Raw genomic sequence first — 19,952 nt, 5'->3', positions numbered from 1 at the left:
GCGGCTTACTCCGAAAAGGATAACATTACGTATACGAAAATGAACGGGATTAAACTTGTTGCAAAGCTCAATCCCCTCATTGCACAAGGTGCACGCAAGAAAGGAGACGAATTTCTATTCAACAAGGATGCTGGCATGTATGTATGCCCTGCTGGTCACATGGCCATCCGAAAGGCTCGACAAGGAAAATAAGGCGTCGGTAATAACCAAGTGGACACCTATTACTTTGACGTGGAGCGATGCAAGAATGGTTTGCTCAGAGAAGGCTGTTACAAAGAAAACGCCAAAAGCAAGAGCTATTCCGTAAGTATTATCATACCAATCAGGAAATCGGATTCTTATTCTCAACAAGAGTTCATACTTGAAGGGGAAGTTATGACACACGATTCTATCTGTGATATTGTTCAAATTACTTTCAAAGCTAGTACAGACGGATATAAAGCGAGTAATTTCCGTGTTATCCGTACCCAAAATACAATCTTCCATTCAGCTAAGGGGATACTATGGCGTCACAATCACCAGGACGAGGCTGCCAGCATGACACGGTAGCCTCGTTGAGCTAGCGGTCCAATCTGTGGTATTGTTTTTATGGATGATTCAGGTGATCCCATCAATGCTAAGGCGTCTATTTTACTCTTTCATATTTTGCTGGTAAATGGTGATTGAAAAATGTTTGTTTTCGGCGGTATATTATTTATTTTTATTGGCATTTCAATGATGCTAAATCCAAAATTTTTTTGGGAACTAAATGATCAATGGAAGTCTAAAGATGGAACAGAACCTTCAGATCTTTATATTTTTAATAAAAGAATTGGAGGAATAATCTGTACTGTTGTAGGAGTTATATTATTATTGATAAAAATTTTATCTTAACTGAATCAATTTCATAAATATAAAGCCTTGCTACGACTAGCTTCTTAAGGCATAGAAAAAGGAGTACCTCCCCAAATCTCGAATAGGTAAAGTTACCACACCATACCAAAGAGAAAAGGAGGAACTCCCTATGCCGTATATTCGACATGAGAGCTTATTTACCCTGCAAGAGCTTTATCAGATGGAACAAAAAGATCGTTTTAGGGAGATTTTTTCTACCATTGAGATTACGCCTATTTTGCGTTTGGTCAGGAAAACATCTCTTTATGGGGCCCCCATCGAAGTGAATTATAGGGCGATGGTCTATTCCTTGATAGTCAGGATCATGGAACGTATCCCTACGATTAAAGACTTAATCAAGCGACTTCAACATGACATCTTATTCCGTCTTGATTGTGGGTTCATGCTCTCTGAGCCCATTCCATCTGCCTCTTCCTACTCTCGGTTGGTACGCAAGATGAGCCAAGGTCATGCGCTGGAAGACATGCAAGAACAGTTGCTAAAGCAAGCCACAGTAGAAGGTTTTATTACAGATGATACGGTCGCCATAGATGCGACCCATATCGAAGCTCGGGATCAAGCACCTGCAAAGCAAGAAAAGAGAAAAACAGAGCCGAAAAAGCGTGGACGAAAATCAAAAGTTGATCGTGAAGCTTGGCTGGAACAAAAACAACAAGAAGAGGAACAAAAGTCAATCTTCGAAAAAGAAATCGCTGCACAACTGGATGAACCATTCCATCTTCTTCGGGATCAAATGCCTCTTGACCCGAAATGGGGAGTCAAGAAGAATAGTGATGGGAAAAATATCTTCTGGTATGGCTATAAAGGTCATCTTGCAGTAGGAACTAAGAGTCAATATATCCTTGGAGCCATGCTCTCTTCTGGGAACTTGAATGATGGTAAAGCCGCGATTCCGCTCCTAAAAGGGGTTGCTTTGCAGTATCCAAATTCCCATTTCAAATATGCAGCCATGGATGCGGGTTATGATTATGAGCCCATATATAAGCAAGTTCGAGAAGCGAAGGCTCATGCCGTTATTGCTTATAACCGTCGGCGGGAACCCGAACTTGTCGGGTTTGATGAACACTTCGCCCCAACCTGTGTTAGAGAGCATTCTTATCGTTATGAAAGCTACGACTCGAAATATGAAACGCTCAAATACGTTCGACCTAAAGAATGTGAGAGCTGTCCATTAGCGCAAGATTCACTTTGTCAGAAGGTTTACAAGATGAAGATCACGATTGATCTTAGAAAGTATACAGCTCCGGCTCGAGGCTCGAAACTTTGGAAAGAAATCGCTAAAAAACGATCCGCAGTCGAAAGAGTGAATGCTTACCTAAAGGAATTCTTCCAGTTGAACAATGTGAGACATCGAACAGGTCAAAAAGCGAAAGCACATTTTAACTTGGTAACGCTGGTTTATAATTGCACAAAGTTAGTATGCGATCGTCTAAGTCGCCAATTACAAGAACTAACAGCATAATTTTAAAAAACGAAAATGCTCAAATTCGGTTAGTCTACGATTCTATAACTAAGCATTATGAAATTGATTCAACTAAGAAATAAAATCGTTAAATTAATCTATTAAAGTAACGGATAACGTTAGTTGAATAGCTTAAAACGATGAGCAGGTACTGCGGTAGCTTGCCCTTTTTTATAAATTTAGCGGTTAACTAGAGCTTATTGGTGCTTGAAAATGATGGAGAAAATATTCTGTATATAAGAGGTATTGCATCCCTGCACCTCCACCATGTAAATCCACAACCACAAGAGGTTGTGGATTTTTACATTTTCTCGACCTCTAACACATCTCCACGAATGTTTTATGCCGATGGTACATTAATTGATTTAAAGCTGACGCATCAGTGTGTAGCATGGACACACTTAGAAATATATTTAAGGCAATATGAGTTTAATTATTTGCAAAATGTAATCACGATTACAGATCGATTACCTTAAATGAATTTACAATAGTAGAGGATTACTTTCTATGACGGTATAGGACAACGATTTGATCTATATAAGTTGAAATGAAAAAATGAAGTTGAGACGAAGTGAGATGATCGTTGTGGAGAAACGGACTATTCGTTTTTGCAGCCCTTATTCTTGGTCTTTAACCGTCTAAGAAAATCAAAGCAGTTTGCTGTACTCGCGACACTCAAAAATGATCTACTCGCGCAGCGCTCAAAACGTAAATCCCTAGTTCAACTTATCTCGTTGGGATACTTTAGCTATCTTTCTGCAACTCTTGGATTGCTCGTGTTAGCTCGATGGGTTCAGTGCTAAAGGAAGAGGCTGCGTTGCATTTTGTACAACGTAATCGACGTTACTCGCCTAACGAAGGCGCGTACACTGTAGTTTGTGCAATAGAATGCCTATTTTAGGACGATATTCGTTGGTTTGGCGCTCATTCTACTGCAATAGTACACTGTAGCCGTCTGGAACAGCTCTCATGTGAGGTTTTCATTGTATTTAGTGCAGTGTAGGTGCTTCTCCTTCATCTAGTGGAGACTTTAGTGTAGGATATAGCGGAATTTCGGGTCGTACGCAGGTAAGGATACTGCAAAGATAGCTGTGCATTGGAGCCTTTATTCTCACCTGGGAATCTATAGCATAGATAAGATGGTGCCGCTCGTATACTTTGACGTGTTATGGATGGGAAGTGGCATCGGTTCATCATCAGGAACATTGCCATCGAGAACGTAGCAGTCAACGTGAGGATCTCCGGCGAATGTCAGCGCATTATGCCCGGATCGAAATGTTTACGGGTTTCAACAACGAATGATTCTCTATACGAAAGGAAGGAAGAATGGGACAAGCTTAAGTAGAAAATTAGCAATTATGGTTTTGATTATTCTTTTAACAATAGGTAGTATTCTGATTCCGAGAATAGTATATTGATATTTTTTGATGAAATGGGGAGTAATAATGAAAGAAAGAATTCTAATTCTATTAATGACTATTGTTATTGTATTCACGATAATCACACCCGGGTTGGTACCAGGAGCTGAAGCGGCAGGGGGCACAGTTACAAAGTCCTATACAGCCACGATGGATACCATGGAATTAAATGGTCATATTCAGTATGACGGCATTCATGATAATGATGGGGATGGTTATCTTAGTATTGGCAGGAGTAACGACGAGTACGGGAATGTTCGGCAGAGGGCTGGCATAACGTTTGATTTGGGTGTGCCAGAAGGGAGTATTATATCAGCAGAGTTGGTCTTGACTGTTGCTGCTGTTATCAGAAATTCTAACCATACTTTGTATATGGAAGCCAGGGGATCTGCGGCGAATAATTTGAATTATGCAGCCTTCCCCTCGTTAGATACGAATAGTCCTTATGCAGATAAATTCACTGCGAAAAGCATTGCGGAAGTGCCTATAGGTACGTATCTTCAAAATCAATCCATTACATTTAATGTGAAAAGTGCTGTAGATGCTTTCACAGATATCTCGGATCGTAAAATTACCTTTATGCTCAATGGAAATGAGACAGATGCAGATAGCGGCTGGTTCTCCATTCATTCCTTGGAGACTTACGGGAATGCTGCATACCGCCCGAAACTGGTCATTACTTATGAGACTGGACCGGTTAATACTCCTCCTTCGGTTTTTTTTACGATTATGGAGGGAGTAATGACAAGCACAAGCACTGTCAATCTATCCATAGCAGGATCAGATCCTGATGCGGGGGATAGCGTTACCCATATGAGGTTTGCGAATAGCACTGCGAATTTATCAGCGGCATCCTGGCTACCATTCAGCAATACAGCAACATTCAGCCTAACTGGAGGAGATGGGGTGAAGACCATCTATATGCAGCTTAGAGATTCCAACAATGGGATCTCAGCCAATTCTTTTCAATCCATTCTATTGGATCAGACTGCTCCAACAGGTACGCTGATTATTAATGAAGGTGCTACATGGACGAAATCAAACACGGTCACTTTGAAGGGAACCTATACGGATGGAAGCGGCTTAGGAGTTGAGCAGGCACGTCTCTCCAATATTAACGGCAGTTGGCAGACCAGCTGGTTCAATATCGCTGACCTTAGCGGGAGGTCATGGGTCCTTTCGGCTGGCGAGGGAGATAAGACCGTATATGTACAATATAGAGATAAAGTCGGAAATTCGAACAGTTCTGTTATTAGCAGTACGATTACAGTAGATACGATCGCTCCTGTTATTACGAATGTAGAGAATGGCAAAGTATATAATAGCACAGTTACGCCTCTATTTAACGAAGGCAGCGGATTGCTCAATGGGAACCCCTATTCCAGTGGTACAACGATTACGCAGGATGGAGCGTATACGCTGTCCGTTACTGATCCAGCAGGCAATGTAACGACGGTAAGTTTCACGATTGATAGAGTCGCACCTATCGTGGCGGGAGTAGCGAGCGGTGGAATATACAACACAAACAAAACGATTACCTTTAACGAAGGGACAGCGACCTTAAACGGAGCAGCTTTTGTTAGTGGTTTACAGATTACTCTAGATGGAGCTTACACACTTGTCGTAACGGATGCGGCAGGGAATGTTACGGCGGTAAGCTTCACGATTGACAAGACGGCACCTACCGTTACTGGAGTAAACGCTGGAGGAACATACAAAGAACCCGTGACAGCTACGTTTAACGAAGGAACGGCGACGTTGAATGGGGCGGCTTTTGTCAGTGGTACGGAGATCGAGCTTGATGGAGCTTACACGCTTATCGTGATGGATGCGGCAGGCAATGTAACGACGGTAAGCTTCACGATTGATAGAGTCACACCTATCGTGGCGGGAGTAGCAAGCGGTGGAATATACAACACAAACAAAACGATTACCTTTAACGAAGGGACAGCGACCTTAAATGGAGCAGCTTTTGTTAGTGGTTTACAGGTTACTCTAGATGGAGCTTACACACTTGTCGTGACGGATGCGGCAGGCAATGTAACGACGGTAAGTTTCACGATTGATAGAGTCGCACCTATCGTGGCGGGAGTAGCGAGCGGTGGAATATACAACACAAACAAAACGATTACCTTTAACGAGGGGACAGCGACCTTAAACGGAGCAGCTTTTGTTAGTGGTTTACAGGTTACTCTAGATGGTGCTTACACGCTTATCGTGACGGATGCAGCAGGCAATGTAACGACGGTAAGCTTCACGATTGACAAGACGGCACCTACCGTTACTGGAGTAACCGCTGGTGGAACGTACAAAAAAGCCGTGACGGTTACATTCAACGAAGGAACGGCGACGTTGAATGGGGTGGCTTTTACAGGTGGTACGGAGATCGAACTAGATGGAGCTTACACACTTGTCGTAACGGATGCGGCAGGCAATGTAACGACGGTAAGCTTCACGATCGACAAGACGGCACCTACCGTTACTGGAGTAAACACTGGTAGAATGTACAAAGAAGCCGTGACTGCTACATTCAACGAAGGAACGGCAAAGCTGAATGGAGCGGCTTTTGTTAGTGGTACGGAGATCGAACTTGATGGGAATTACACGCTTATCGTGACGGATGCAGCAGGGAATGTAACGACGGTAAGCTTTACGATTGACAAGACGGCACCCACGGTTACTGGAGTAGACGCTGGAGGAACATACAAAGAACCCGTGACAGCTACGTTTAATGAAGGAACGGCAAAGCTGAATGGGGCGGCTTTTGTCAGTGGTACGAAGATCGAGCTTGATGGGAATTACACACTTATCGTGACGGATGCAGCAGGGAATGTTACGACGGTAAGCTTCACGATTGACAAGACGGCACCGATTGTTACAGGAGTAGTCAACACTGGTGAATACACTAATAAGGTAACAGTCAGTTTCAATGAAGGAACAGCAACATTAAATGGTGCAGCATTTGTCAGCGACACAGAAATTGATAGGGTTGGAGCTTACACACTTGTCGTAACGGATGCAGCGGGCAATGTAACGACCGTTCAGTTCCGCGTAATTGAATATAGTGGAAGCACAGGGAACACGGAAACCCCCTCTCAATCAGAAGTATTGATTAGCTTAGGTGGAAAATCAGTAAAAGCACCTAATTTGGATGTGCATTTCGATACAGATGGGAAAAAAGTAACTACCGTTAGTTTGGACGAAAAACAGCTCCTAGAGATGTTGAAGGGAGCAAGCGATAACTCTGTCATTACGGTTACGATTCGCAATCAGTCCGATATCGTTATCTGGGAGATGAACGCGGCGCTCCTAGATATCTTAGGAAAAAGCAACGTTATCATTCAAATGCTTACAGAAAACGCAGCATATAATTTCCCATTAGATCAAGTTCATGTTGATGAATGGCGTAATCAATTAGGAGACAATATCCCTCTGGAGGATATAAAGATCAAGGCAGAGATGAGTAAACTTCCGAATTCGGCTTTTGTGTTTAACAATTCGGGCGATGGGCAGGTTTCACTTGTCGTCCCGCCGGTAAGTTTTTCTATAAAAGGGTCGCATGGGAACAAGGAAATAGAATTAAATCAATTCGATACTTTTGTAGAAAGGCGCATTGCAATACCCGTAGGGATAGATCCTAAACGTATTACGACGGGAGTAAAGCTTATGTCGGATGGTACGATTATTCATATCCCGACGAAGGTAGTACGTGAAGAAGGACACGATTACGCTATCCTTAATAGTATGACCAATAGCATTTATGGACTTATTTATCATAATAAAACCTTTAATGATGTATCCACACATTGGGCTCAAGAAAGTATCAATAGCTTAGCATCAAGACTCATCATTAAGGGAGCAGACGAGCAGCGGTTTTTACCGGATAGCGAAATTACGCGCGCAGAGTTTATGGCTATTATTACCAGAGCATTAGGCTTAAGCTCAGCTAACAAGACGTTTCAATTCAAGGATATAGCGGAGAAAGCATGGTATTATCAAGCAGTTCAGATCGGATATTCTTATGGGCTGGTTGATGGATATAGCGATGGTTTCTTCAAACCTAATGAGAAGATTACTCGACAGGAAGCGATGGTTATTCTATCTAGGGCAATGATGCTTGTGGAGCTGAATATGGAGATAGATAATACGAAGCAGCAAGGTATAGTCAACAATTTCGCAGATAGCGAACAATTGGCTTCTTGGGCTCGTCAAGCTGCAGCGTTAACCATTGAAATCGGCGTTATAGGTGGTTACAATAGCGAACTGCGTCCTCTGCAAAATATTACGAGAGCAGAAACCGCAGCGATCATTCAGCGATTTCTTCAAAAAGCGGAATTCATTTCATAAATGGTTCGCCTCCACCATGAAAAGCCCGACCTTAAGTGGTCGGGCTTTTGTCATGCCTACATAATGTACACATTGCTGTTTTCTATATAAACGTGTATTTATGAGGAACGACTCTTCACCCCTATATTTAATTATATTCTTTGGTTATAATGAATTATTGAGAACGATTATCACTATAATGAATTTATTTGATTTTCTTATAAAAAAATATAGTAAAGAAGTTGGAGATCATATGGGGAGCATTGGCGATTCTAGCAACTATAAAGATATATATGTACAAAGAATTAATGTATTGAAAGAAGCATCGATATTTCGAAATGAGATGGGACAGGGCCCGTTCATTAAGCATGTGAATTCACCAACCTTGCTTTCAATTGGTAACGGAAGGGCTGAACTCTTAATTAATGACAAATCAATAGACCTTCAACAAGGGAATATTGTGTTTATATGTCCGGACACGACCTTCGAATTTCATAATCACAGTGCTAAATCATTGCAGATCTATCTGATTTCGTACGAGACTTATGAAATGCGGCAGCGAACGGAGCAGGACATCATTTATACGTTGTCTCGTGATCCATTAGGTAATACTGGCATTACCGAAGGCCAATTAATCAAAAAAACAGTGGATCTCATTAGAGAACTTGCCGACTGCTGGGAGAGAATGAAGGAGACGGGACGTGCTCATGATTTGCTAACTCAATTGCTTCATCTCGTATTCAAGAATGGCATCCTATCCGGAAGAGGTATACTTGATGGTTCCTGTGAACAGCTGCTTTCCTATATTCATAAACATTATGCCGAAAGTCTTGATCGTTCAACGATAGCACATTTAAAAGGCTTTAATCCGCGCTATTTTTCGGAATGGTTTCGAAATCAGACGGGCTGGACCTTCACTAAATATGTGACTCGGATTCGTGTGAATGAAGCTAAACAACTTCTGCTTTCTAGTGGAGGAACGTTAGATGAAATCGCAAATAAGGTCGGTTATTCAGACGGATTGTATCTCAGCAGAAAGTTCAAACAAGTGTCTGGAATGACGCCAAGTGAATTTCGCTCTAGACCAAAGCCGAAGCGCATCATAGCACTACAATTTGCAGGGAATTTGCTGGTGCTTGGAATAAAACCAATAGCCGTAGAAACGAATTTACTGCATCATTCGATGTTGTTGTCTCAAGAGCTTGAAGACGTATACTCGCTAGATATTGAAGATCATGCTTCTTTGGAGGGGCTGGCAATGCTTGAAGCGGACATGGTCATCGCCGCTACTTATCCCGATCCGAAGCTGATGAAAGTATTAGAAAAGGTTGCTCCGGTCGTTACGATTCAATGCGACCAAATGGATCGTTTGGAGGAGATGCGGTTGTTTGGTCGGCTATTTGACGAAGAAGAGCGTGTCGAAGAATGGATTGAGAGCTACCATAAAAAAGCGGTTTTAGCCAAACTGCAGTTAATGCCGCTAATTCGAAATAATGAAACGATTGCCGTCTATGAAATGCGTGGTAATGACTATCTTTACATTTGGAACCGGACGACAAGGGGCGTATATAATTTGTACGATATGCTTGATATGTGCCCGCCGGAACGGGTGAAAAAGGATGTACTGGAGCGGGATGAGCATTTGTACGTACACGAATCGTTTTTGGTTGAATATGCAGCGGATCATATGTTTGTTGTAGCTGCAGACGAATTAATGGAGCATACGAAGAATTGGGTGGAAAATAGTCCGATTTGGAGTAATTTGCCTGCCTTTATGAATAAAAAGATTTATTTCCTAAAGCTTGAAGCGTTTTGGCATAGCGAAGGGCTGTCTCTGGAGAGACAATTAGAGGTCCAGACAAAAATGCTCATTGGAAACGATACAATCTGACAAGTGTCCATACCTAAATGGATGTCCTTCTGTGAATTCACACAAAATCTAATAAAGAGTATATTAAAAAAGCCATACAATTGATTATGATTATCAATATCAACAATTCGATTGATGAGCAATATATTTTATAGGGGTGTTTCATTTGTTAAAGCATGAGGGTTGGAAAGCATTGCGTTATACATTATTGGTATTCATTATTTTTATCGTGAGTGCATGTGGGGCTAACGTAAATCAGAACGACATAAGTTCTGAAATAACCGAACCGATCAATAGCACTGTTGAATCCAACGAGAAAGAAACTAGAGATTACGTGAGCGATAAAGGAACCATTCAGATTCCAGTTAATCCTCAGCGGGTCGTTGTAGCGGTAGACGATTTTATTGGTGACTTGTTGACCTTGGGGGTGACTCCGCTCGCAGTTGCAGGCAACGATATCAAGGAACATCCATATTTTAAGGAATCGCTTGTTAATTCGGAGATTGTGGGCGATAATACGACGGTGAATTTTGAGAAGATTGCGAGCTTAAAGCCTGATCTGATTCTTACTTATCAAGAAGAGGTTTATAGTCAACTATCCAAAATAGCCCCGACCGTATTTATTCCTTGGGGTAAATACAATTATAGAGAGCGACTGGTAGAGTTTGGGAAAATACTGAATAAGGAGCAAGAAGCTGAGAAATGGATAACTGACTTTGATGCGAAGATCGAAGAGAAGAAAAAGCTTCTGGCGGATGTTATTGCTGCAGATAAAAAAGTCGTGATTTTTGAAATAGCAGGTAAAGATTTATATCTGTATGGTACGTCATATGGACGTGGCGGAGAAATTATTTACAATGCCCTTGGATTGCATGCGCCGGCGATCGTAGAAGAAGCAGTTGCCAAGGAGGGATGGTCACAAATATCGCTTGAAGCAATTCCTCAATATCTTGGAGAAGCCGATTATATATTCCAGGGCTTCAGCCGAGGCGAGGAACAGGATAAGAAGGATGTGCTGGAAAGTCCAGTGTGGAATAGCGTTTCTGCGGTTAAAGCCGGCAATGTCTTTAGCTATGATGTGCGGAGCTACTATTTCTCCGATGCGTATGCGTTGGATAAGCAACTGGATGAAGTGGTTGAAAAGCTGCTGGCAATTAAATAAAAACTAAGCTTTAATTATCTAGAAAGTAGGGAAGAAGGAGGGGGAACATTGGACTTGCTGAGGCGTTTTTATGCCTATTACCGCCCCTATAAAAGGTTGTTTATTGTTACTTTTACTAGTGCAATATTAGCGGCTTTATTTGAATTGATCTTCCCACTCGCAATCAATTGGGTAGTTGACGACTTATTGCCTAGCGGAAACTGGAGTCGAATTTTATATGCTTGTCTAGGGCTGCTCGGTATATATGCAATTAGCTCCGTGTTTCATTATATCGTCACTTATTGGGGACATAAGCTGGGTATAAGTATTGAATCCGATATGCGCAAGCAGCTGTTCGAGCGAGTGCAAAAGCTATCCTTTCGTTTTTTCGATAACAATAAAACAGGTCATTTGGTATCGCGTATGACGAATGATTTAATGGATATTGGAGAAATAGCCCACCATGGGCCGGAGGATATGTTTATTGCAGTCATGACGCTTGCAGGGGCTTTCGGTATTATGCTCAGTATTAACTGGAAGCTGGCTGTTCTAACCTTCATAATTGTACCGTTAATTGTATATTTATCCTTGTATTTCAGCAGGAAAATGTCGCGTGCATTCGACACTATGTTCAAGGATATTGCAGATTACAGTGCGCGTGTTGAGAATAATGTAAGCGGAATTCGAGTTGTTCAAGCTTTCTCTAACGAAAAATTTGAAATCAATCGGTTCTCGCAAAACAATGAACGCTTCCGTCTTACAAAGCTGCGTACTTACCGCATTATGGCGTGGAATTCCTCTTTAAGCTTTATTATGATGAAGTTTGTTTTACTATTTATTTTGGCATGCGGAACATGGTTTGTTCTACAGAAGCAAATGACAGCAGGAGAATTTTTCGCGTTCATCATGCTATCAGGTGTGTTTCTTGGTCCCATGCAGCAAATAAGCTCGATTATCGAAACCTATCCGAAAGGTGTCGCGGGATTTAAGCGATTTATTGAGCTTCTTGAAGAAGAACCGGATGTACAGGATGCACAGGATGCGAAACCTTTTCATGAAATAAAGGGAGATATTCGCTTTAATGGAGTAAGCTTCGGCTATGAGAATAAGGAGCGGGTTTTGCAAAAAATAGATCTGCAAATACATGCTGAGGAAACAGTAGCTTTGGTCGGGCCTTCCGGTGCGGGAAAAACGACGTTATGCAGTCTATTGCCGCGTTTTTATGATGTGGAAGAAGGTTCCATTACAATCGATGGCCACGATATTCGTAATATGACGCTTGCGTCATTGCGGTCACATATTGGAATTGTCCAGCAGGATGTATTTCTGTTTGATGGTACCATTCGTGAAAATATCGCTTACGGCAGATTGGACGCATCAGAGGATGAAATCTGGGAAGCGGCTCGGCGAGCACAACTGGAGGAACTGATTTTGCAGCAAAGAGAAGGGTTGGATGCATGGATTGGGGAGAGAGGCGTCAAGCTATCAGGCGGACAGAAGCAGCGGCTTTCTATTGCTAGAATGTTCTTGAAAAATCCATCTATTCTGATCCTGGATGAAGCGACCTCAGCACTGGATACGGAGACGGAAGCAGCCATTCAGCTAGCACTTTCCGAGCTCTCTCAAGGTCGCACTACACTCATCATTGCACATCGTCTTGCAACGATTAAAAACGCTGATCGAATCATCGTTGTGGCGGACCAAGGTGTCGCCGAGCAAGGCAATCATGAGGAACTATTGAGCATTGGCGGAGCATATAGTCGGTTGCATCAAGCACAATACGGTGCTTAAGTAGACTGTGTAAGCAAGCTTTCCTATATCCCGAACCCTGACTTTCATTTAGGAATATTTGGCATCGCTTTTCCCTGAATTTGATAGAGTAAATAATTCCATTTTATGGTATGGTAGTTTTATGATGTATGACATACTATAGGGGCTGGATAGGAATGCCAGGGGATACGAATGAGAAGGAACAGACGATATTTGATCATGCTGGGAATACGATCAAGACAGAAGATCGAGAGATTCGAATTCTTGCCAAGTATGAGGAACCTTTGGTTGTCGTATTAGGGAATGTGCTTAGCGATGAGGAATGTGATGAGCTGATTACACATTCAAGGGAACAATTGCAACGTTCAAAAATAGGCGGAGATCATGCGATCAATCAAATTAGAACGAGCAGCGGGGTGTTCTGTGAGGAGAATGAGACGATTACAAGAATCGAGAAGCGCTTCTCTCAAATTATGAATATTCCTATCGAGCATGGTGATGGCTTGCAAGTTCTGCTGTATACCCCCGGCCAAGAGTATCAACCCCATTATGATTTCTTTGCAGAAACGAGTCGAGCAAGTGCAAACAATCGAATTAGTACGCTTGTGATGTATTTGAATGATGTTGAGGAAGGCGGAGAAACGGCGTTCCCTATGCTTAATTTTTCTGTTATTCCTAATAAAGGTACGGCTGTCTACTTCGAATATTTTTATAGTAATCATGAATTAAACGATTTCACCTTGCATGCAGGTACACCAGTAATTAAAGGCGAGAAGTGGGTTGCAACCATGTGGATGAGAAGACAAGCCTTGCGCTCATCTTAGATGTATTGTGATCTTCAGGCAGATGCTCAAATCTCCACGCTTCCTCCAATATGATCAGAAGAAGCACCTTGCTAGGTGCTTTTTTTGTTTGTTCTGTATTTATTGACGATTGGAGAAGGCCTATACTTTACCTGTTAATCTTGTTTTGATATGATATTTGCAATAGTAACAGCAAATTATCGCAAAAAACAGTAAATGGGGCGTGTTTATGTTAGCATCAGAACGGCATAAGCTTATTCTTTTGGAGCTTGAAGAGAGAGGGAATATCTCTGTTAAGGAATTGAAAGCGAAATTAGAGGTGTCGTTGGACACGGTTCGGCGCGATTTAGAATATTTGGAGAAGATTGATAAGATAAGGAGGGTGCATGGAGGAGCTGTTGCTATCGAGGATACTGCAACGAATCAGACCTTTATGAGACGAAAGGTCACTTTTCTTGAACGCAAGCAGGAGCTGGCGAGCTGTGCAATGAGCTTTGTTCGAGAAAATATGGCGTTGTCTCTAAATGCAGGGACGACGAATATTGAGGTTGCTAAGCAGCTTGCGCAGCAATTTGAGAGATTAACCATCATTACCAACTCGATAAAGGTTGCAGAGGCACTTGCCTCTAAGCGAAACTTTACGGTTATTATGCCTGGCGGCGTATTAAATCATGATGAGTTTTCATTATATGGAAACTCCTTCGAGTTGGAAATTGCGAAATTCAATATCGATGCAGCCTTTATAGCAATTAATGCAATATCTCTGGATAAAGGCTTAACGGACTTCCGACAAGGGGAAATTGAGATTATTAATGCGATGATTAACAATGCCAGCTATAAGATTGTTGTTGCGGATTCAAGCAAATTTGAGACGGTATCTTACATAAATATTTGTGGATTGGATCAGATTGATGCTATTGTGACGGATACAGCGCTTGATCAAAGCTTATTAGAGCGTTACTCTGCCCAAAATATACGCATCGTACAGCAGATATAGCCGCAGCTCGTATTCATACACATCGTTTACAAAACACGAAGCATTCGCATAGAATGCTTTTTATTTGTGCTTTTTTATTATAAAAAAGCAAAATACAGCAAAATATTTTAAAGGTTATGTAAAAACAAGCAAAATGAATTGATAAATCGCATTTCATTGCTTATACTCCGTTTGTAGAAGAAATAAATCGCAGAGGTGAAATGGTGGGTAGAAAAATTGAGGCTGTTATATTTGATTGGGCTGGAACGGTTGTTGACTATGGATGCTTTGCTCCGGTGCAGGCATTTTTGAAGGCTTTTGAGAAAAAGGGAATTACGGTTGAGCTAGAGGAAGTACGCAGGCCTATGGGACTTTTGAAAAGGGATCATATCAAGACGATGCTAGGCTATGCACGCATTAATCAGCTATGGCTGGAACGCTATGGCCATGAACCGGATGATGCTGATATTGACGAGCTATACATCTATTTTGAAGAACTGCTCATGGAATCCTTGCAGAAATTCACAAATCCAATACCTGGCGTAGTTGAGCTTGTAGAGAAGCTGCGGCAGAAGGGGATGAAAATTGGCTCAACAACAGGTTATACGAAGTCGATGATGGAAGTTGTAGCTTATCATGCGAAGCGTAAAGGTTATGCGCCAGATTTTATGATTGCTTCGGATGAGCTAAAGGCAGGACGGCCTTATCCCTATATGATTTTTAGAAACCTAACAGAGCTTGATGTGTTTCCTCCAAGTGCAGTCATTAAAGTTGGGGATACCGTGTCGGATATGCAGGAAGGCAAAAACGCAGGGGTATGGAGTGTTGCTGTCATGAAAGGAAGCAGCGAATTAGGCTTGACTGAAGCGGAAGTAGCGTCATTGCCTGAGACTGTGCTTCAAGCAAGGCTAGAGCAGGTATACCAAAAGTTTAAAGAAGCAGGAGCGGATTTCATTATTGAATCGATTGATCAGCTTCCCCAGGTCATTGAAGATCTAGAGCATCATAGAGACGGAGTGGTTCAATGAGTCAGTTTTACAATCCGGTTCGACTATATTTTGAGGCGAATGGGATAGCCGAGCTTGCTAGTAGGTTAGTCCGGCATTACGGTGCTGAGAATCGTGTTCTTGTATTAACCAGAGGCAGCGAGGTCGAGAAAAGTCATGTGCTAATGCCAATCATGAAAGCATTGGAAGGAACAAATGTTTACATGAAGGAGCTGCAGCTATCAAATCCAGATTTGACAGATATCATTCATTTAACGAAAGAACTGAAAAGCTTTGATTATGAGCTCGTTATTGCTATTGGCGGCGGGAGCGTCATGGATATGGCCAAGGCTTTGATCGCCATGAAAGAGAATCGTCTAACAAGTGAGGAGGATCTGCGCGAGGCAATTACAGAAGAAAGATATTTGCAGCAGGAAAACGTTATTCCCTGGATTGGTATTCCAACGACCTCGGGTACGGGTTCAGAGGTGACGAGCTGGGCGACGGTCTGGGATAAAGAAAAGGGAGTAAAGTATTCGATTTCTAATCCGAAGTTGTATGCGCGCTATGCCTTGATTGTTCCAGAGCTAACGCAATCTATGCCGCTTCGGCTTAGCGTTATTACATCCTTGGATGCGCTGTGCCATGCGACTGAGGCTTATTGGTCGGTACGAACTAATCCGATAACAAGAAGTTATGCTTTGCATGCGATAGAGCGTATTGTTACTTATTTGCCGCTTCTTAAGGAAGATGCTCATCATTTGGAGTGTAGAAAGCAATTGGCTATGGCAAGTGTTTATGCGGGTCTAGCCTTCAGCAACACGATGACGACTGCCTGTCATTCGATCTCCTATCCATTGACTCTTATACATGGCATTGAGCACGGGATCGCAGCCAGTATTACACTCGGAGCCGTGTTTAAGCTGAATCAGCATAATATAGTAGAAATCGATAGTTTGCTTAAGGTATTTGGTGTAGAAGCACCAGCTGATGTACAACGGAAAATAATTGAGATTTATGAAGGGTATCAGATTTCAACCCAGCTTCGTGACTATGGTGTTACCTCTAAACATATTGAGGAGTTAGCGGAGCGAGCTTATACAAAAGGAAGAATGAATAATAATCCGGTTATTCCTTCTAAGCAGCAGGTTGAAGCGCTGTTAATGGCGCTATTGTAGCAGCTAGGAAGTACAGCGGGAAGATTTACAAAAAAATCGATAATTAAAGCGAGGTGCAGCTGTGCGGTTTATTTTAAAGGGACTGATGATTCTGTTTTGCGGCAGTCTGATTTGGGGCAGCTCTACGAATTACACCGAAGCTAGTGTTTCATCGACGATTTCTTTTGATTATGACAACAAAAATGTAAGAGTTAAGGTGTATTCTCGCGACGTAGGTGAAACCAAGAACCACCCGATTTTTAAGTATGGAGACCTGATTAACCGGGCTATTGCCTACAAGGCTGCCAACCCTAGTACGGAGGTCAAAATCAAATTTGCTGTATATAAAGTGAGTATGGATGCGTATGTTGGATTCAATCCTGCGGATGCCTCTTATGGTTATGTGAAGGGCTATGACCATGGCGGTGACAATTCGGAGAAGCTGGTGTATTCCCTTGTCAAGGCAGCTAAAAATCAAGTCCATGTTGATCTGGTCTACCATAAAGACAGTTCCAATGATGTATACAATTATTTGAACAGCTTTATGAGTGATCCGACTTTAACAGATGCTTCAAAAAGAGTTAACGATTACTTCAGCCTAAAAAAGGTCAGCTGGGGAAATGAAGCCTCGGAGCAAATGCACGCCAAATTTATGACGGTGAGCCACTATGCTTCAGATAGTAACAGTCTTATTAAGGATACGGTATTTATTACAACAGGCAATATTGACAGTCATGCTAATAACGGTATTCCTGTTGCTAAGGATTGGGTACAGTCCGGGATGCTTATTAATGGGCATCCAGAGCTTATGAACTCCTTCAATACGTACTTTGATCTTATTTACAACAACGCGACTGATCAATCGGCGTTCCATGATGCCGTCCGTGAGAAGCATGCAGTGAATGCTTTGAATTATTCTGATACGCATTTCAGCAGCTATTTCTTCCCGATCCCTGTTGAGCCAGAGGGCAATTACACCTATGTTCCTGAAACAGGTGATGGAGATCCTGCAAACGGAAATGCATGGAATACGACATTTAATCCTATCGCAAAATATGTTAATCGTATGGCTTCATTGACTGGCGATCGTTACTTTAAGGCGAATGTCTATCATTTGAAGATGGATAACTTCGGGCAAAAGCTTTATAACGAAATGTCTAATATATACAACTCGTCAAGCCCGGGCTTAAAGCATTTTCGCTGGGTCGCAAATCTGAATTCGTATGAGCATTTAACGCCAGCTAGTGTGTTTAACAATATTGGAATTATTAAATATCCGAAGCTGACGCATGCCAAAGATTACTTATTCGCCTTCAATAATGCAAGCGAGTATTACACGATTACAGGCTCTACAAATTTGAAGCTGGATGAGTTCGTATCAAAAGCGAATGCAAGCATAACCGTAAAAGAGTTTACGAGTGATCACCCGGTTTATAACGAATACAAAGAGATTTACAACTATCAATATACCAATTAGGAGGCAAAAAAACAGTGAAAAAGCATATGGCAAGAAAACTTTTAATCTTACTTTTTTGTATCGCGATGATTTCAGCTTGTACGAATACGAAAGGTCAAGGCGGAGCAAACAAGAATCAACCAAGCAACCAAGAAACACAAGCTGCTGCTGGGCAGTCGACAGCAGAACCGAGCAATGAGGCTCAAGAGATTGAGCATTTACGAATTGGAACGAATGCTTTCACAGCCGGACTAGAGCCGACACGCACGTCGAATGCGGATGCTCAGCTTCAATATAATATTTACGATACGTTAATTTTAAGAGATCCTTTTTCAAAAAGCTTGGAGTTCCTTCCTGGACTAGCTGAAAGCTGGGGGAATATCGAGCCGACGGTGTGGGAATTCAAGCTGCGCCAAAACGTGAAATTCCATGATGGAACGATTATGGATGCGGAAGACGTTGCCTATTCCCTCAATCGGATCTTTAAACAAGAGGATCCAAGATTCGATAATGCCTATGGCCGTTATTTCAATACGTTCGACAAGGTTGAAATAGTAGATGAGACTACCGTACGCATTCACACCCTGCAGGCTGATCCGCTCGTTGAAATCTTTCTTTCAGATCTAAGCGGTGCGATTACATCGAAGGAATATATCGATCGTGTCGGATTGGAGCAAGCGGATTTGATGCCGATAGGCACAGGTCCATATAAGGTGGCATCCTTTGTGCCGAAGGAAAACGCAGTGCTGGAAAGATTCGAAGACTATTGGGGCAAGAAAGCACCTATTAAAAAAGTAACGTATACGTACATCCCAGAAATCTCTTCACGTGTAACCGCAATTGCCAATAATGAAATTGATTTTGTTGTAGGCATTCCGCCAGAGCAAGAGGCAACTCTAGCTAATCAACAAAATGTGAAATTGCTAGAGGCTGCTTATCCGCTGCTTCATGTTCTCGTTCTGAATATGAACAATGAGGTTATGAAGAATAAAAAGCTGAGACAAGCACTTGATCTTGCTGTCGATCGTGAAGCGCTCGTAAGCGCACTTTGGGACAATAAAGGAATTGTACCGACGTCGCTGCAATTCCCGGATTACGGAGATATGTATCTGTCGGATGTACAAACGGTGGAATACAATGTCGAGAAGGCTAAGCAATTGGTGAAGGAATCAGGCTATGACGGTACACCAGTTGAAGTGACGATTCGTACAGATTATTATACTCATGGTGATCTTGCTGTTCAGGCGATGATTGAAATGTGGAAGGAAATTGGAGTTAATGCAACGCTTAGACAAGTACCGGATGTCAATGCTTTTGAAGACTCTACGATTATGATTCGTTCTTGGTCTAACCCGCTTTATTACCCAGATCCAATGGGACTTATTGATGCTTCCTGGTCTGATAATGTATGGGTAAGCACACGCGGCTTCTGGGATCCCCAAACAGAGGAATGGGACAAAAATATGGAAATCGCACGCTTCTCTATGGATAACGCAGAGCGTAAGGCAGCGCTTAGAAAGCTGCAGGAAATTACGAAGGATGAGGCAGGCTTCATTCTGATGTATCAGCCTTTCGAATATTTTGCCACAAGCAGTAATTTGGAATGGAAAATGCCCAAAAATTATCGTGCATATACAATCTCATTACGTGCAGGTGAAATCGCGCTAACAAACTAATGCTATGATCAAGAAGC

General features: G+C 42.1%; 11 protein-coding genes and 1 pseudogene. All 12 read left to right on the top strand.

Annotated features, from left to right (window positions below; translation table 11 throughout):
• Positions 1–312, top strand: a pseudogene (locus MHI37_RS25485) (IS5/IS1182 family transposase); the annotation flags it as partial.
• Positions 313–1,003: 691 nt separating this feature from the next.
• Entirely contained in the window at positions 1,004–2,356 is a 1,353-nt protein-coding gene (locus tag MHI37_RS25480; protein ID WP_076340184.1) for an IS5/IS1182 family transposase, read from the top strand.
• 1,445 nt (positions 2,357–3,801) lie between these two features.
• Entirely contained in the window at positions 3,802–8,121 is a 4,320-nt protein-coding gene (locus MHI37_RS25475) for an S-layer homology domain-containing protein (protein ID WP_076339687.1), read from the top strand.
• A 232-nt stretch (positions 8,122–8,353) separates the two neighbouring features.
• Positions 8,354–9,991 carry a helix-turn-helix domain-containing protein gene (locus tag MHI37_RS25470; RefSeq protein ID WP_076339688.1) on the top strand — a complete coding sequence of 546 codons (1,638 nt, stop codon included), beginning with the start codon at positions 8,354–8,356 and terminating at the stop codon, positions 9,989–9,991.
• A 145-nt stretch (positions 9,992–10,136) separates the two neighbouring features.
• Positions 10,137–11,132, top strand: coding sequence for an ABC transporter substrate-binding protein (locus MHI37_RS25465; RefSeq protein WP_256710708.1), 996 nt, complete (start codon positions 10,137–10,139; stop codon positions 11,130–11,132).
• 54 nt (positions 11,133–11,186) lie between these two features.
• Positions 11,187–12,902 (top strand): ABC transporter ATP-binding protein, encoded by a 1,716-nt coding sequence (locus tag MHI37_RS25460; RefSeq protein ID WP_076339705.1) that lies wholly within the window; start codon positions 11,187–11,189, stop codon positions 12,900–12,902.
• A 155-nt stretch (positions 12,903–13,057) separates the two neighbouring features.
• On the top strand, positions 13,058–13,705 hold the full coding sequence (locus MHI37_RS25455; RefSeq protein WP_076339689.1) for a 2OG-Fe(II) oxygenase: 648 nt from the start codon (positions 13,058–13,060) through the stop codon (positions 13,703–13,705).
• Positions 13,706–13,913: 208 nt separating this feature from the next.
• Entirely contained in the window at positions 13,914–14,681 is a 768-nt protein-coding gene (locus MHI37_RS25450) for a DeoR/GlpR family DNA-binding transcription regulator (RefSeq protein ID WP_076339690.1), read from the top strand.
• Positions 14,682–14,881: 200 nt separating this feature from the next.
• A complete protein-coding gene (phnX, locus tag MHI37_RS25445; RefSeq protein ID WP_076339691.1) occupies positions 14,882–15,688 on the top strand; it encodes a phosphonoacetaldehyde hydrolase in 807 nt (268 codons plus the stop codon).
• Positions 15,685–16,824: a phosphonoacetaldehyde reductase gene (locus tag MHI37_RS25440; RefSeq protein WP_076339692.1), complete on the top strand. Its 1,140-nt coding sequence runs from the start codon at positions 15,685–15,687 to the stop codon at positions 16,822–16,824. The genes phnX and MHI37_RS25440 overlap by 4 nt, the downstream gene beginning before the upstream one ends.
• A gap of 61 nt (positions 16,825–16,885) precedes the next feature.
• Entirely contained in the window at positions 16,886–18,280 is a 1,395-nt protein-coding gene (locus tag MHI37_RS25435; RefSeq protein ID WP_076339693.1) for a hypothetical protein, read from the top strand.
• A gap of 14 nt (positions 18,281–18,294) precedes the next feature.
• Positions 18,295–19,935 carry an ABC transporter substrate-binding protein gene (locus MHI37_RS25430; protein ID WP_076339694.1) on the top strand — a complete coding sequence of 547 codons (1,641 nt, stop codon included), beginning with the start codon at positions 18,295–18,297 and terminating at the stop codon, positions 19,933–19,935.
• The last annotated feature ends 17 nt before the right edge of the window (positions 19,936–19,952 follow it).

The sequence above is a fragment of the Paenibacillus sp. FSL H8-0548 genome (genome assembly GCF_038630985.1).
Taxonomy (GTDB): Bacteria; Bacillota; Bacilli; order Paenibacillales; family Paenibacillaceae; genus Pristimantibacillus.
Note: the sequence above shows the minus strand (reverse complement) of the source record. Positions and strands in the feature narration are given on the sequence as shown.